At 67.3% G+C, this 12754-nt stretch carries 14 protein-coding genes and 1 riboswitch; of the genes, 9 read left to right on the top strand and 5 right to left on the bottom strand.

Annotated features, from left to right (window positions below; translation table 11 throughout):
* Window positions 1-23: 23 nt before the first annotated feature.
* A riboswitch (cobalamin riboswitch) is annotated at window positions 24-186 on the bottom strand.
* 56 nt (window positions 187-242) lie between these two features.
* Complete coding sequence (gene mhuD / locus ABZW16_RS32675) at window positions 243-557, bottom strand: mycobilin-forming heme oxygenase MhuD (protein ID WP_330250962.1); 315 nt, start codon at window positions 555-557, stop codon at window positions 243-245.
* A gap of 442 nt (window positions 558-999) precedes the next feature.
* On the opposite strand from mhuD, the gene ABZW16_RS32670 reads away from it, so the two are divergent.
* Window positions 1000-1746, top strand: coding sequence for an alpha/beta hydrolase (locus ABZW16_RS32670; protein ID WP_354959948.1), 747 nt, complete (start codon window positions 1000-1002; stop codon window positions 1744-1746).
* A 124-nt stretch (window positions 1747-1870) separates the two neighbouring features.
* On the opposite strand, the gene ABZW16_RS32665 is transcribed toward ABZW16_RS32670, so the two are convergent.
* Window positions 1871-2770, bottom strand: coding sequence for an A/G-specific adenine glycosylase (locus tag ABZW16_RS32665; protein ID WP_354959967.1), 900 nt, complete (start codon window positions 2768-2770; stop codon window positions 1871-1873).
* Window positions 2771-2917: 147 nt separating this feature from the next.
* Here ABZW16_RS32665 and ABZW16_RS32660 point away from each other — a divergent pair, with 147 nt between their 5' ends.
* Together ABZW16_RS32660 and ABZW16_RS32655 are read left to right on the top strand one after the other, a co-directional pair.
* Window positions 2918-3541, top strand: coding sequence for a carbonic anhydrase (locus tag ABZW16_RS32660; protein WP_354959947.1), 624 nt, complete (start codon window positions 2918-2920; stop codon window positions 3539-3541).
* A 120-nt stretch (window positions 3542-3661) separates the two neighbouring features.
* Window positions 3662-4342: a hypothetical protein gene (locus ABZW16_RS32655; RefSeq protein WP_354959946.1), complete on the top strand. Its 681-nt coding sequence runs from the start codon at window positions 3662-3664 to the stop codon at window positions 4340-4342.
* 116 nt (window positions 4343-4458) lie between these two features.
* On the opposite strand, the gene radA is transcribed toward ABZW16_RS32655, so the two are convergent.
* Both radA and ABZW16_RS32645 read right to left on the bottom strand, forming a co-directional pair.
* On the bottom strand, window positions 4459-5865 hold the full coding sequence (radA, locus tag ABZW16_RS32650) for a DNA repair protein RadA (RefSeq protein ID WP_354959945.1): 1407 nt from the start codon (window positions 5863-5865) through the stop codon (window positions 4459-4461).
* Window positions 5866-5985: 120 nt separating this feature from the next.
* On the bottom strand, window positions 5986-6738 hold the full coding sequence (locus ABZW16_RS32645) for a hypothetical protein (protein ID WP_354959944.1): 753 nt from the start codon (window positions 6736-6738) through the stop codon (window positions 5986-5988).
* A 443-nt stretch (window positions 6739-7181) separates the two neighbouring features.
* On the opposite strand from ABZW16_RS32645, the gene carD reads away from it, so the two are divergent.
* From carD to ABZW16_RS32615, 6 genes are all read left to right on the top strand, one after another.
* A complete protein-coding gene (gene carD / locus ABZW16_RS32640; protein WP_354959943.1) occupies window positions 7182-7670 on the top strand; it encodes an RNA polymerase-binding transcription factor CarD in 489 nt (162 codons plus the stop codon).
* Window positions 7671-7672: 2 nt separating this feature from the next.
* On the top strand, window positions 7673-8377 hold the full coding sequence (gene ispD / locus ABZW16_RS32635; protein WP_354959942.1) for a 2-C-methyl-D-erythritol 4-phosphate cytidylyltransferase: 705 nt from the start codon (window positions 7673-7675) through the stop codon (window positions 8375-8377).
* A gap of 2 nt (window positions 8378-8379) precedes the next feature.
* Window positions 8380-8847 carry a 2-C-methyl-D-erythritol 2,4-cyclodiphosphate synthase gene (gene ispF / locus ABZW16_RS32630; RefSeq protein WP_354959966.1) on the top strand — a complete coding sequence of 156 codons (468 nt, stop codon included), beginning with the start codon at window positions 8380-8382 and terminating at the stop codon, window positions 8845-8847.
* A gap of 64 nt (window positions 8848-8911) precedes the next feature.
* Entirely contained in the window at window positions 8912-10339 is a 1428-nt protein-coding gene (gene cysS, locus ABZW16_RS32625) for a cysteine--tRNA ligase (RefSeq protein WP_354959941.1), read from the top strand.
* Complete coding sequence (gene rlmB, locus ABZW16_RS32620) at window positions 10339-11319, top strand: 23S rRNA (guanosine(2251)-2'-O)-methyltransferase RlmB (protein WP_354959940.1); 981 nt, start codon at window positions 10339-10341, stop codon at window positions 11317-11319. The genes cysS and rlmB overlap by 1 nt, the downstream gene beginning before the upstream one ends.
* Before the next feature lie 135 nt (window positions 11320-11454).
* Window positions 11455-11733, top strand: coding sequence for a DUF4190 domain-containing protein (locus ABZW16_RS32615; RefSeq protein ID WP_354959939.1), 279 nt, complete (start codon window positions 11455-11457; stop codon window positions 11731-11733).
* A gap of 10 nt (window positions 11734-11743) precedes the next feature.
* Here the strand turns inward: ABZW16_RS32615 and ABZW16_RS32610 are convergent, their stop codons facing one another.
* Window positions 11744-12553, bottom strand: coding sequence for an enoyl-CoA hydratase-related protein (locus ABZW16_RS32610; RefSeq protein WP_354959938.1), 810 nt, complete (start codon window positions 12551-12553; stop codon window positions 11744-11746).
* Between the last annotated feature and the right edge of the window lie 201 nt (window positions 12554-12754).

The following is a 12754-nucleotide window of genomic DNA, read 5'->3' as shown; positions in this document are numbered from 1 at the left end:
CCTCCTAGGGATGCGCGTCCCGTGAGTTGGTGATGCGAAGGTGCCGGTGTCTGGCTTTCCGGCACCAAGGACTCGGTGCAAGAACACAGTGGCGCGACCGCTTCGGAATCTCACCGAATTACCGCGTCACCCTCGCGTTTGTCATTCAAACTGTCGCATCCGGCCGCATCCGCCGTCAACACAACCGCGCCTTGCCCACCACGCGGTGGGGCGCGTCGCGCGCCGGTGCTGGCCAGCGGATTTCAGGATGCGGACTTGCCCGCGACGTCCAGCACGACCTCGAACTCGAGCAGCGATGCGCCCGTCGAAACCGGCTTCTGCCGCTCGCCCGCATGCGCCTCCCGCGCGGGTCCGTCGCGCCATGCCGCGAACGACTCCTCCGAATCCCACTGGGTCACAACGAAGTACCGGTTCTCCCCGGCCACCGGCCGCAGCAACTGGAAGCCGAGGAATCCGGGCGAGCCCTCGACCGCGTGCGCGCGATGGGCGAACCGCTTCTCCAACTCGGGGCCGGCGCCCTCTGGAACCTCGATCGCATTGATCTTCACAACAGCCATGGCTTCGACCATACGTCTGCCCCATTCGGCCACCCCGCAGCGCATGCGCTGGCGCGTCGACGCGCGACTCTGCCACTAGGGAAGCGAGTCTTACGAGCGACCCCGTTCGCGCCGCCTCGCATCCGGGAAGGAGCGGCCATTGAACTCGGCCGAGTCGTCGATGCGCGTGCGGCGCAGGCACGCGGCTTGGCTGCTGGGCAGGTGTACATGCAGCGCCGAACTGCCCGCCTTCAGGTGACTCCGATGTAGTGAGTCTTACAAGTGACCCTGTTCGCGGCTCGTCTCGCGGCCCAGTCGTCGAAGCGCACGCACCAAAGGTCTCGACCGGTCGGACGCGAGGCCCACCCGTCACCCGACCACCACCCCTCATCGAATCGCTACGCGATGCTGACCATTAGGGGGCCGTGCACACGCAGTGCCAAAGGCGCTGCAAAATGACACAGTGTTGCACGACGAAGGCGGAGCAGGGGTGCCGATCCTGCTGCTGCACGGACTGATGGGCAGCGCCCGCACCTGGCGCGATCAGCTGGACTGGCTGCGGGCATACGGCCACGTCTACACCTTCGACGCCGCGGGACACGGCCGTCCCGCGCCCGCCGAATTGAACACCGAGGCCTTCATCGACGACCTCGCTTCGGCGACCGCCGAGATTTCCGAACCGATGGTGGTGATCGGGCATTCGATGGGCGGGCTGCACGGCTGGGTGTTCGCCGCGCAGTATCCGGAGCGGGTGCGTGCACTCGTCGTCGAGGACATCGCCCCTGATTTCCGCGGCCGCACCGCCGAGAACTGGGCGGCCATGATCGAAGCCTGGCCGCAGCCGTTTCCGGATGAGCGCGCGGTCCTGGACTATTTCGGTCCGGTTGCCGGACGCTACTTCCTCAAATCCTTCGACCACGGCCCGGACGGCTACCGCCTGCACGGCTCGGTCTCGACCTTCCGCGATATCTCCGAGGAATGGGGCACTCGCGACTTCTGGGCCCAGTGGCGCGCGGTCAAAGCCCCGGTCCTGCTGATCGAAGGCGAATTCACCATCACCCCGGAGGGCCAGATGGGGGAGATGGCCGCGGTCCACTCCGACGCGGTCTACGTTCGCGTTCCGAACTCCGGCCATCTGGTCCACGACGATCAACCCGAGCGCTACCGCGCCGAAGTCGAGCAGTTCCTCCGCAGAGTCCTCGACCCCTAGTCACTCCCGCGCACTGGAAGACGTGCAGATTCGGCCCCGTTCCGCGGCGAAGATGCCGAGCGACTTCGGCGCGATGGTCGCGGTGATCGCGGTGGTCGAAAGGGGTGTTGGCTGGCCGACGAGGTCAGGCGCGAGTGGGGTCGCCTTCCCCCGCCAGGGCGAACAGACCGTCGGGCGTCTGCTCGATCAGGCCGTCCACGAGCAGTGAGTCCAGGGCGCGGTCGCGTTGGCCCGGATCGCGAGTCCAGGCCAGGTCCAGGCGAATTCGCTCGACGGGGCCGGTCGCGTCGCGTAGTACGTCGAGCAGGCGGCCGCGCGCCTGGCGATCGGTGCCCTCGTATTTCTGCGTCTTGCGAACCACCTCGGATACCGGCCTGCCCGCGGCAACCCACGCGCATTCCGGCAGCGGACAACGCGCGCAGTCGGGCGTGCGGGCCGTGCACACCGTGGCGCCCAGTTCCATCAGCGCGGCGGAAAACACTGCGGCATGGTCGATTCGGCGCGGCAGCAATGCCTCGGTTTCGGGCAGATCGCGCGCGGACGGATTACCCGCCTCCGCCCGCCCGTGCACTGCGCGCGCGACCACTCGCCGAACATTGGTGTCCACCACCGGAACTCGCTGCCCATAGGCGAAGCAGGCCACCGCCCGCGCCGTATACGCGCCGATGCCGGGCAGACCCAGTAGCACCTCGACATCGGTCGGCACCTCGTCGCCGTGTACCTCGGCGAGCACCTTGGCGCATTCGTGCAGCCGCAGCGCCCGGCGCGGATAGCCGAGCTTGCCCCAGGCGCGCAGCACCTCGGCCTGCGACGAGGCCGCCATCGCGGAGGGCACCGGCCAGCGCGCCACCCACTCCCGCCAGATCGGCTCGACCCGCACCACCGGCGTCTGCTGCAACATGATCTCGCTCATCAGAATCTGCCAGGCGGTGACATCCGCACGCCGCCACGGCAGATCCCGCGCGGTCGCTCGGTACCAATCCAGCAACGAGTCGGCATCCACCCGGTTGGCTACCGCCGTGATCTTGGGTTTCCCGCCTGCACGCCCGTGCGCTGCGCTGCCCTTCAGCACTGCCCTCACCGTTCCTATTGTCCTGCGGACAGTCGATATTTGCCGATCTGTAACGCACCGAACTCGCTGGTAACCGCTGCGATGTGCACAATGGTCGGTATGCCGGATTCCAACCCGATCAGTGCCTGGAAATCCCTTCGTGAGGGTAATGAGCGCTTCGTGAACGGCACGCTGCTGCATCCTAGCCAGGGCGCGGCCGACCGGGCCAAGCTCGTCAGTGGCCAGCACCCGCAAGCCATCCTGTTCGGCTGCGGTGACTCCCGCGTCGCCGCTGAGCTGATCTTCGATCAGGGCCTCGGCGATATGTTCGTCGTGCGCACCGCGGGGCATGTGGTGGACAGCTCGGTGCTCGGTTCGATCGAGTACGGGGTGCAGGTGCTGAATGTGCCGCTCATCGTGGTGCTCGGCCACGACAGCTGCGGCGCGGTGAAGGCCACCATCGACGCGCTGGACGGTGGCGAGGTGCCCGGCGGATTCATCCGCAGCTTGGTCGAGCGGGTCACGCCGTCGATTCTGATCGGGCGCCGGGAGGGGCTGTCCACCGTCGACGAGATTGAGGCCAGGCATGTGGTGGAGACCAGCCGTCTGCTCATGCAGCGGTCGATGATCATTTCGCAGCGGGTGGCCACTGGTGAGTGCGCAATCGCCTGTGTCACATACAAACTGGCCGAGGGTCAGGTGAAGTTGCAGCGGGTCATCGGCAATATCGGCGAGATGGCCTGACGCGGCCGATCGAAGCGGTCCAGCGTGCGAGCGGAATTTACCTGCCGCGCTCGGGTTTTCCGATCCGACACGCCGGGGTCCTGAGTCGCTGTACCGGATCGTGCCCTTACCGTTGACTTCGTGCTGGAACCGAATGGACCGCTGCCTCCGGAGATCTATTGGCGACGCCGCGCGTTCGCCATCGGCATCCTGGTCGTAGCGCTCGCACTGGTCATCTGGTTGGTCTTGACGGTCACGCGCGGCGGCGATTCGCCCGGCACGACAAAGGCGGCCGCGACGAGCACGTCCTCGGCGACGAGTAAGCCAGCGGGTGCGTCCTCGACGCCCCCGCCGACCACCGGCGAATCCGGTGCGAAGCCCTCCGGCACCACCACCGCCGCCGCTCCGGCCAGCAGTCCGGTCGCCGCTGGCGCCTGCCCGGACCAGTCGCTCGCGGTGAAGGTGACCGTCGAACAGCCGACCTACAAGACCGGGGAGACCCCGGTATTCGGCATCGTGATCACCAATATCTCGTCCTCGGCCTGCTCCCGCGATGTCGGCTCCGGCCTGCAGCAGGTCTCGGTGACCACCCTTGACGGCCAGCGCCGTCTCTGGTCGAGCACCGACTGCTACCCGGACGGCGCCCCCGACGTCCGCACCCTGAACCGCGGCGAACAGGCCGCCTTCATGGTCACCTGGTCCGGCTCCACCTCCCAACCCAACTGCGCCGGTGACCGTGTCCAAGTCCCCCCCGGCGCCTACGCCGTAGTCGCCCAACTCGGCTCCCTACGCAGCGCCGCCGAACCCTTCAACATCGCCTGACCCCCGCCCCAGGGCGCTGCCGCATATCCACTGGTTATCGCGCACAGTGTGTGGGTTGTGCGTGATACCTACCGGCGGTGCGTGATCAATTAGGTTGTGCAACAGCCGTTATCGGCTCAGAAGTCGGGGGCGGTTTCGGTAGGTGTGGTGCGTGACTTGCGGAGACCGGCGAGGCGGATGGCCGATTTGACGTCGGCTACCTCGTGCACCTTCATGCCGTTTTTCGTTCGCGCCAGGCCCGGCGGCACCAGGGCGGTGGTGAAGCCGAGTCGTTCCGCCTCGGCCAGTCTGCGCTCCAGTCCGGTGACCCGCCGCACCTCGCCCGCCAGGCCGACCTCACCGAGGATGACCCAGCCGACGGGCAGCGCCTGATCCCGTTCGGCGCTGGCGATGGCAAGGGCGACGGCCAGATCCGCGGCGGGCTCGAGCAGCCGCATACCGCCCACCGTCGCGGCGTACACATCGTGTTTGCCGAGGAACACCCGGCCGCGGCTCTGCAGCACGGCCAGCACCATCGCGACCCGGTTGTAGTCGAGTCCGCTCACCGCCCGCCGTGGATTCGGGATCTCGGTGTGCACGGTGAGCCCCTGCACCTCGGCCACCAGTGGCCGCTTACCGTCCATCGCCACCGTGACCGCCGTGCCCGGCACCGAATCGGTGCGGTGGTGCAGGAACAGGCCGGACGGATCCGTGACGCAGGAGATCCCGTCGTCGTGCAGTTCGAAACAGCCGACCTCATCGGAGCTGCCGAAGCGGTTTTTGATTCCGCGCACCATGCGCAGCGTGGAATTCTTATCGCCCTCGAACTGCAGCACCACATCCACCAGATGTTCCAGCGTGCGCGGGCCAGCGACATTGCCGTCCTTGGTGACATGTCCGACCAGCAGCACCGCGATGCCGCTCGCCTTGGCCAGCGAGGTGAGTGCGGCAGCCACCGCGCGCACCTGGGTGACGCCGCCGATGGTGCCGTCCACCTCGGGGACCAGCATGGTCTGCACCGAGTCGACGACGAGCAGCGTCGGACGCACCTGCTCGACATGGCCGAGCACCACCGACAGATCCGATTCCGCTGCCAGATAGACCCTTTCGTGCACCGCATCGGTCCGGTCGGCTCGCAATCGGACCTGGCCCGCCGATTCCTCCGCGGTGACATACAGCGACTTCTCATCGCGCTGGGTGGCCCACCGATGCGCGACCTCCAACAACAGCGTCGACTTGCCGACCCCCGGCTCACCGGAGAGCAGCACGACCGATCCCGGCACGATGCCCCCGCCGAGCACCCGGTCCAGTTCCTCGACGCCGGTCGGCCTGGCCTTGGTGACCTTCGAATCGATATGCGAGATCGGCGCGGCGGCGATGCTCGGCAACATCGCCCGCCGCCCGACCGGCGATGCCGCGGTCGCCGCCGCTCCGGCTACCTCGTCGACGGTGCCCCAGGCACCGCAATCCGGGCATTTGCCCACCCACTTGGCGACCTCGTGTCGGCAGGCGGAGCATCGGAAGATCGACTTGGTCTTGGCCACAGGCGCACCTTACGTACCATCTCCGACAAGCGGGCTCGACAGTGCCAAGCGGGCTCGACAGATATGAAAACGGCTGCCGCGCGATTGCGCGACAGCCGTAGGTGGGGATCGGTCGGCGGATCAGTGTCCGCCCTTGTGCTCGCCCTCGTTCGCAGTGGCCTGGCCCTCGTGCCGTTCGGCCAGCGGCCCGGCGTCGACCGGGACCTGGACCGTCACGGTGCCGTTCTGCTTGAAGTTGAACGTCACCGGGTAGGTGAGGCCCGGGGTGATATCCCTGGTCAGGCCGGTGATCTCGATCAGACCGGGGTTCTTCTCCGCGTCGGCGGTGGCCTTGTCACCGGCGCCGTGCTCATCGGCCTTGGCGGTGGTGGACGGCTTCGCGGTGGTGGACGGCGACGCGGTGGCCGACGGTGTGGCGGTGGCCGACGGTGTCGCACCGTGCTCGTCGGACTTGGCCGCGGTGCCCGGCGCGGCCGAGGCCGCGACGACGGTCTGCTGTGGCGCGATACGGAATGCCGGATCACCCGCGGGCGGGGTGATCTTCACCGTGCCGAGGTCGGTGTTGATGCTGGTCAGCTCGTCGGTGACGGTCTCGCCGTTATTGATGATCGACAGCGCGATGATCGCCTTGCCGCCCTTGGCGTTGGTGTAGTCGCTGCCCGCGGCAGGGAAGACGATGTGCACATTGCGCAGCGAGATCCGGTCGATGTCGGCGTGGTTGCCGTTGACCGCGGCGACCTGGGTCGCGGTCTGCGAGATCTGGCCTGCACCGCAGCCGGACAGCACGAGCGCCGCTCCGGCGGCGAGCGCGGCAACCGAAACCATGCGACGTCGCGCCCCTGTCGAGGCGGTCACAGCTTTCAGGGCAGTCACGGGTTGTCCCTCCATGTCGACCGGGCTCACTCCGCTAGGGAGAGTAATAACTAGGCAGCGTAGTAGTAGCCCTTGCCGAGCGGACGTCGGGGCCGTGTCTAATTTGCAGCGCCCGCGAACGGTCGCTCGTAAGACTCGCTCCATGGTGTCCTGAGACCCACTCTGCAGGGTTCTGGCTACGCGGTCGGGACACTCCGGGGCATCGCATCCGTTGGGTAACGGTTTTATCCGGCGCGCCGAGTTGCCAAGGTGCTGCTGGGCTTATCGATCGGCTCGTGTGGTAAGCATGCCGGTCGATAACCCGTTCTGGCACAACACAATGCACACCGCACCGGTTCTGTCAACCCCGGCGGTCGGCTCGTTGTGGCCCTGACCTGCACAGTTGATCGCGCCGTTACCGAGTCGCATGTTAAACTGTGAACATCGAAAGGGGCACGGGACACATGATTTTTAAGGTCGGAGACACCGTCGTTTACCCCCACCACGGAGCGGCGCTGATCGAAGCAATCGAGACTCGCACCATCAAGGGTGAGCAAAAAGAGTATCTGGTCCTGAAGGTCGCCCAAGGTGACCTGACTGTTCGCGTTCCCGCAGAGAACGCCGAATATGTCGGCGTGCGAGATGTCGTCGGCCAGGAGGGTCTCGACCGAGTCTTCCAAGTGCTGCGTGCGCCGCACACCGAAGAACCAACTAACTGGTCTCGCCGCTACAAGGCCAACTTGGAGAAGCTCGCCTCCGGCGATGTGAACAAGGTGGCCGAGGTCGTTCGCGACCTGTGGCGTCGAGAGCAGGACCGCGGCCTGTCCGCGGGTGAGAAGCGGATGCTGGCCAAGGCCCGTCAGATCCTCGTCGGTGAGCTCGCGCTCGCCGAGGGGACCGATGACGGCAAGGCCGAGTCGCTCCTCGATGAGGTTCTCGCCGCGGCCTCCTGACCGTGAACGTTTCTAACAGCGACGGTTCCGTCGTTGCGTTGGTGCCTGCCGCCGGTCGTGGCGTTCGCCTGGGTGAATCGACACCCAAAGCGTTCGTCGCGGTCGGCGGCACACCTATGGTCCGGCTGGCCGTCGACGGCCTGATCGCCTCCGGGGCGGTCGACCGGATCATCGTGATCGTCCCCGCCGAACTCGTCGAGAGCGCCGTTGCCCTGCTGCCGCCCTCGGAGTCGGTGCGTGTGGTCATCGGCGGCGCCGAGCGCACCGATTCGGTGCGTTCGGGTATCGCCGCCGCCCCCGACGCCGCCTATTTCCTGGTGCACGACGCCGCCCGCGCATTGACCCCACCCGAGCTGATCGCCCGGGTGGTCGCCGAACTGCGCGCCGGTGCCACCGCCGTCGTGCCCGCATTGCCCGTGGTCGACACCATCAAGTCCGTCGACACGCATGGCGGCGTCACCGGCACTCCCGATCGAGCGAGCCTGCGTGCCATTCAGACGCCGCAGGGTTTCGCCGCCGAATTGCTGCGCGCGGCCTACGCCGATGAGACGCTGCGGGCCACCGACGATGCCGGACTCGTCGAACTGCTCGGCACCCGGGTGCTCACCATCCCCGGCGACCCCATGGCTTTCAAGATCACCACCCGGCTCGACCTGCTGCTGGCCAATGCGGTACTCGACGGCGCACGGACGGTGGGCCGGTCATGACTATGCGCGTCGGCATCGGCAGTGATGTCCATCCCATCGAAGCGGGCAGGCCGTGCTGGATGGCGGGCCTGCTTTTCGACGGTGACGACGGCTGCGCCGGACATTCCGACGGCGATGTCGCCGCGCACGCGCTCTGCGATGCGTTGCTTTCCGCGGCCGGACTCGGCGATGTCGGCGCGGTCTTCGGCACCGGACGCCCGGAATGGGCAGGTGTATCCGGCGCGGCCATGCTGAAGGAAGTGCGTAGGCTCCTTGACGAGGCCGGCTTCGAAATCGTCAACGCCGCGGTCCAGGTAATCGGCAATCGGCCGAAAATCGGACCGCGTCGCGCCGAGGCCCAAGAGGTACTCGGCGGACTGCTCGGCGCCCCGATCTCGGTGTCGGGCACCACAACCGACGGCCTCGGGTTGACCGGCCGCGGCGAGGGTGTGGCCGCGGTGGCTACTGCCCTGCTACAAGCGTGTCGCTGAGCCAGCCCCCGCCGACCCGAGCCGCTCCGTGAACGGCCTTATATACCAGCTAGGATCGACTTCCGTGACTCTGCGCCTTTTTGACACCGACACGCGGACCATGCGCGACTTCGCGCCCCTGGTCCCCGGCCGTGCCTCGGTGTACCTGTGTGGCGCCACCGTGCAGGGTGAACCCCATATCGGCCATGTGCGCAGCGGAGTCGCGTTCGACGTGCTGCGGCGCTGGCTGCTCGCGCACGACTACGACGTGTTGTTCATCCGCAATGTCACCGATATCGAGGACAAGATCCTCACCAAGGCCGCCGAGGCGGGTCGCCCCTGGTGGGAATGGGCGGCCACCTATGAGCGCGCCTTCGACCGGGCCTATCAAACCCTCGGCGTGCTGCCGCCCTCGGCGGAACCGCGCGCGACCGGCCACATCACCCAGATGGTCGACCTGATGCAGCGGTTGATCGACCGCGGGCACGCCTACGCCTCGGCGGGCAATGTCTATTTCGATGTGGTCAGCTATCCGGAATACGGGAGCCTGTCCGGGCACCGGCTCGATGACGTGCACCAGGGCGAGAGCGCGGGCGAGGGCAAGCGCGATCCGCGTGACTTCACGCTGTGGAAGGCCGCCAAACCGGGTGAGCCGACCTGGCCGTCGCCGTGGGGGCCGGGTCGGCCCGGCTGGCATCTGGAATGCTCGGCAATGGCCGAGTTCTACCTCGGCGCCGAATTCGATATCCATTGCGGCGGAATGGATCTGATCTTCCCGCACCACGAGAACGAAATCGCCCAGTCCAAGGCGGCCGGTGATGGATTCGCGCGGTATTGGTTGCACAACGGCTGGGTGACCATGGGCGGCGAGAAGATGTCCAAATCGCTCGGCAATGTGCTCTCGGTGCCGAATGTGCTGAAAAAGGTTCGGGCCGTTGAACTTCGGTTCTACCTCGGCAGCGCGCACTACCGGTCCATGCTGGAGTATTCGGATAAGGCGCTCTACGACGCCGCGGCCTCCTACCAGCGGATCGAGGCGTTCATACACCGGGTGGCCGAGCGGGCCGGGGAGATCGCGGTCGGCAAGTGGACCGATGCGTTCGCCGAGGCGATCGACGACGATCTGGCGATTCCGCGGGCCCTGGCCGAGGTGCACCGGGTGGTACACGAGGGCAATAAGGCGCTGGAGTCGGGCGCCATCGATACCGCGGTCGAGCTGGCCGGACAGGTCAGGGCCATGCTGAATATCCTCGGCGTCTGCCCGTTCGACCCGCAGTGGTACACCCCGCAGGACAATTCGGTCGCGCTGGACGCATTGGACGTGCTGGTGCGCGCCGAACTCGAGCGCCGCCAGCAGGCGCGCGCCGATAAGGACTGGGCCAGCGCCGACGCGGTGCGGGACCGGTTACAGGCCGCCGGAATCGAAGTGACCGATACCCCACAGGGGCCGGAATGGTCCCTGGGCGCGGCGCAGCATTCGCCGGGTGCGGTACAGCGTGGAAAGGCGAACTGATGGCAGGCAACTCACAGCGCCGCGGCGCAATCCGTAAGGGCGGCTCCAAGAAGGGCGCCGTCGTCGGCTCCGGTGGGCAGCGCAGGCGCGGACTCGAACCGCGCGGCGCGACCCCGCCCGCCGAGGCCAGGACCAAACATCCCGCGGCCAAGCGGGCGGCGGCCAACGCGAAGGCCGCGACCCAGGGTCGGCCGAGCCCGCGCGGCGGCGGTGGTCGTCCGGCCGGGCGCAAGAGCGACGACGGTCCGGAGATGGTGCTCGGCCGCAATCCGGTTGTCGAATGTCTGCGTGCCGGTGTGCCGGCGACCGCGCTGTACGTCGCGGTCGGCACCGAGAACGACGACCGGCTCACCGAGAGCGTGAAAATGGCCGCCGATGCGGGCATCTCCATTCTGGAAGTGCCGCGCACCGATCTGGATCGGTTGAGCGCCAACGGATTGCATCAGGGTGTGGCATTGCAGGTGCCGCCGTACCGGTATGCCCACCCGGATGATCTGGTTGTGCGGGTACGGAATTCGGCCGAACCCGCCCTGCTGGTCGCGTTGGACAATATCTCCGATCCGCGCAACCTCGGTGCGGTGATCCGCTCGGTGGCCGCCTTCGGTGGCCAGGGCGTGCTGATTCCGCAGCGGCGCAGCGCCAGTGTCACCGCGGTCGCCTGGCGGACCAGCGCCGGTGCCGCGGCCCGGCTTCCGGTCGCCCGCGCGACGAATCTGACTCGCACGCTGAAGGATTGGGCGTCGCAGGGCTTTCAGATCGTCGGCCTCGATGCGGGTGGCGACACCACCCTCGACGATTTCGACGGCAGTATCCCGACTGTGATCGTGGTGGGTTCGGAGGGCAAGGGCCTGTCCCGCCTGGTCCGCGAGACCTGCGATTCCATCCTCAGCATCCCCATGGCCGGTCCGGTCGAATCCCTGAACGCCTCCGTGGCCGCGGGCGTCGTCCTCTCCGAAATCGCCCGTCAACGCCGTATCTGAGCACACCGCGTACGTCCCTTGATGACGATCGGCTCGGAAGGGCGTGCGCGGCCCGGCCGTAACCGCTGCTTCGGTTTGCGAATCGGGGGATCGGGTTGGACGGCAAATCGGCTCGCGCCCCGTAGAATTCGACTCGTGGCCATTCCGAACCAGGCTCCTCAGGAGACGATCGAGCATCCGCATGCGACGGCAGTGCTGGCGCTCGGCGCGGTGAGTCTGTTCTGCTGCGGCGCGCTGGGGCCGGTGGCCTGGGCGCTCGGCAGACGTGCGCTCGACCAGATCGAGCAATCCCACGGTGGCTACGGTGGCCGCGCTCAGGTGCTCGTCGGTTACGTCCTCGGCGTCATCGCCACGCTTTTGATGGTCTGTATGGCGATCATCTTCCTGCTGATCCTGATCGGCGGCCGGGCCTAGATTTCAGGGATCAATCCAGGCTGGGATGTTCGGGTTCGCCCTTGCTGTCCCAGGCGGGCCATTCCTCGCTGATACTGCCGGTCCAGTTGGGCTGGCGGCGATCTCGGAAGGCCGCCATTGCCTCGCCGCCGTCGATGCTCTTGGTGACATGGTTGTTCAGGTCGGTTTCCAACTGTCCGACCATCCCCGGGCTCATGCCCAAGCCCTCCCATAGCAGCCGTTTCGACAGCGCGACCGGCAGCGGCGCCGCACCGTTCGCGATGTCATGGGCGATGGCCAGCGCCGTCGGCAACACCTCGCCCCCGGGCAGGCAGCCATTGGCCAGGCCCATGGCCTTGGCCTCCTCGCCGTCGAAGGTGCGGCCGGTCAGCATGATGTCGGCGGCATTGGCCATACCGGCCAGCCGCGGCAGCGTCCAGTGCGCGTAGCCGTCGGCGACTACGCCACGGCGCACCTGATTGAGGCCGTATACCGCGTCACGCGCCATGTAGCGCAGGTCGCATTGCAGGGCCAGCGCCAGTCCGATGCCGACCGCATGGCCGTTCACCGCCGCGATCACCGGTTTGCGCACCCGCCACGGTGGCGGATCGATGGTGGCGCTGACATCGCCGACCCGGCTGGACAGATCGGCACCCGCGCAGAAAGCGGGTGCCGTACCGGTGATGACGACCGCGCGGATCGCATCTTCGGCATCGCAGCGCTGCAGCGCCGCACTCAGTTCGGCGGCCATGGCCGGGGTGACGGCATTTTGCTGAGCGGGTCGGTTTAGCGTGAGGACGGCGATGCCCGCGGAGACATCGACGAGCAGTTCCGAACTCATGCCAGGCATGTTAGCCGACCAAGACACCGGTGGGCTCGGCCCGAAGGACGCCGATCAAGCACCGGTCACCCCCACGGAGCGAGTCTTACGAGCGTCCGTTCGCGGCCCGGCTTGCGTCCGAGTCGATTGCCGCGGTCGCGGCCGCGGCGTCGGCGCGGGCCAGAACCTCTTGTGCGGCAAGTGGATCGGGTTCGTACACCT

It is taken from the genome of Nocardia sp. NPDC004604, assembly GCF_040609795.1.
Taxonomy (GTDB): Bacteria; Actinomycetota; Actinomycetes; order Mycobacteriales; family Mycobacteriaceae; genus Nocardia.
Note: the sequence above shows the minus strand (reverse complement) of the source record. Positions and strands in the feature narration are given on the sequence as shown.

Bases quoted from the DNA above. Each gene is read 5' to 3' on its own strand.
- carD (WP_354959943.1), top strand. From the start codon at position 7,182: ATGATTTTTAAGGTCGGAGACACCGTCGTTTACCCCCACCACGGAGCG.
- rlmB (WP_354959940.1), top strand. From the start codon at position 10,339: ATGGCAGGCAACTCACAGCGCCGCGGCGCAATCCGTAAGGGCGGCTCC.
- mhuD (WP_330250962.1), bottom strand. From the start codon at position 557: ATGGCTGTTGTGAAGATCAATGCGATCGAGGTTCCAGAGGGCGCCGGC.
- ABZW16_RS32660 (WP_354959947.1), top strand. From the start codon at position 2,918: ATGCCGGATTCCAACCCGATCAGTGCCTGGAAATCCCTTCGTGAGGGT.
- ABZW16_RS32610 (WP_354959938.1), bottom strand. From the start codon at position 12,553: ATGAGTTCGGAACTGCTCGTCGATGTCTCCGCGGGCATCGCCGTCCTC.
- ispF (WP_354959966.1), top strand. From the start codon at position 8,380: ATGCGCGTCGGCATCGGCAGTGATGTCCATCCCATCGAAGCGGGCAGG.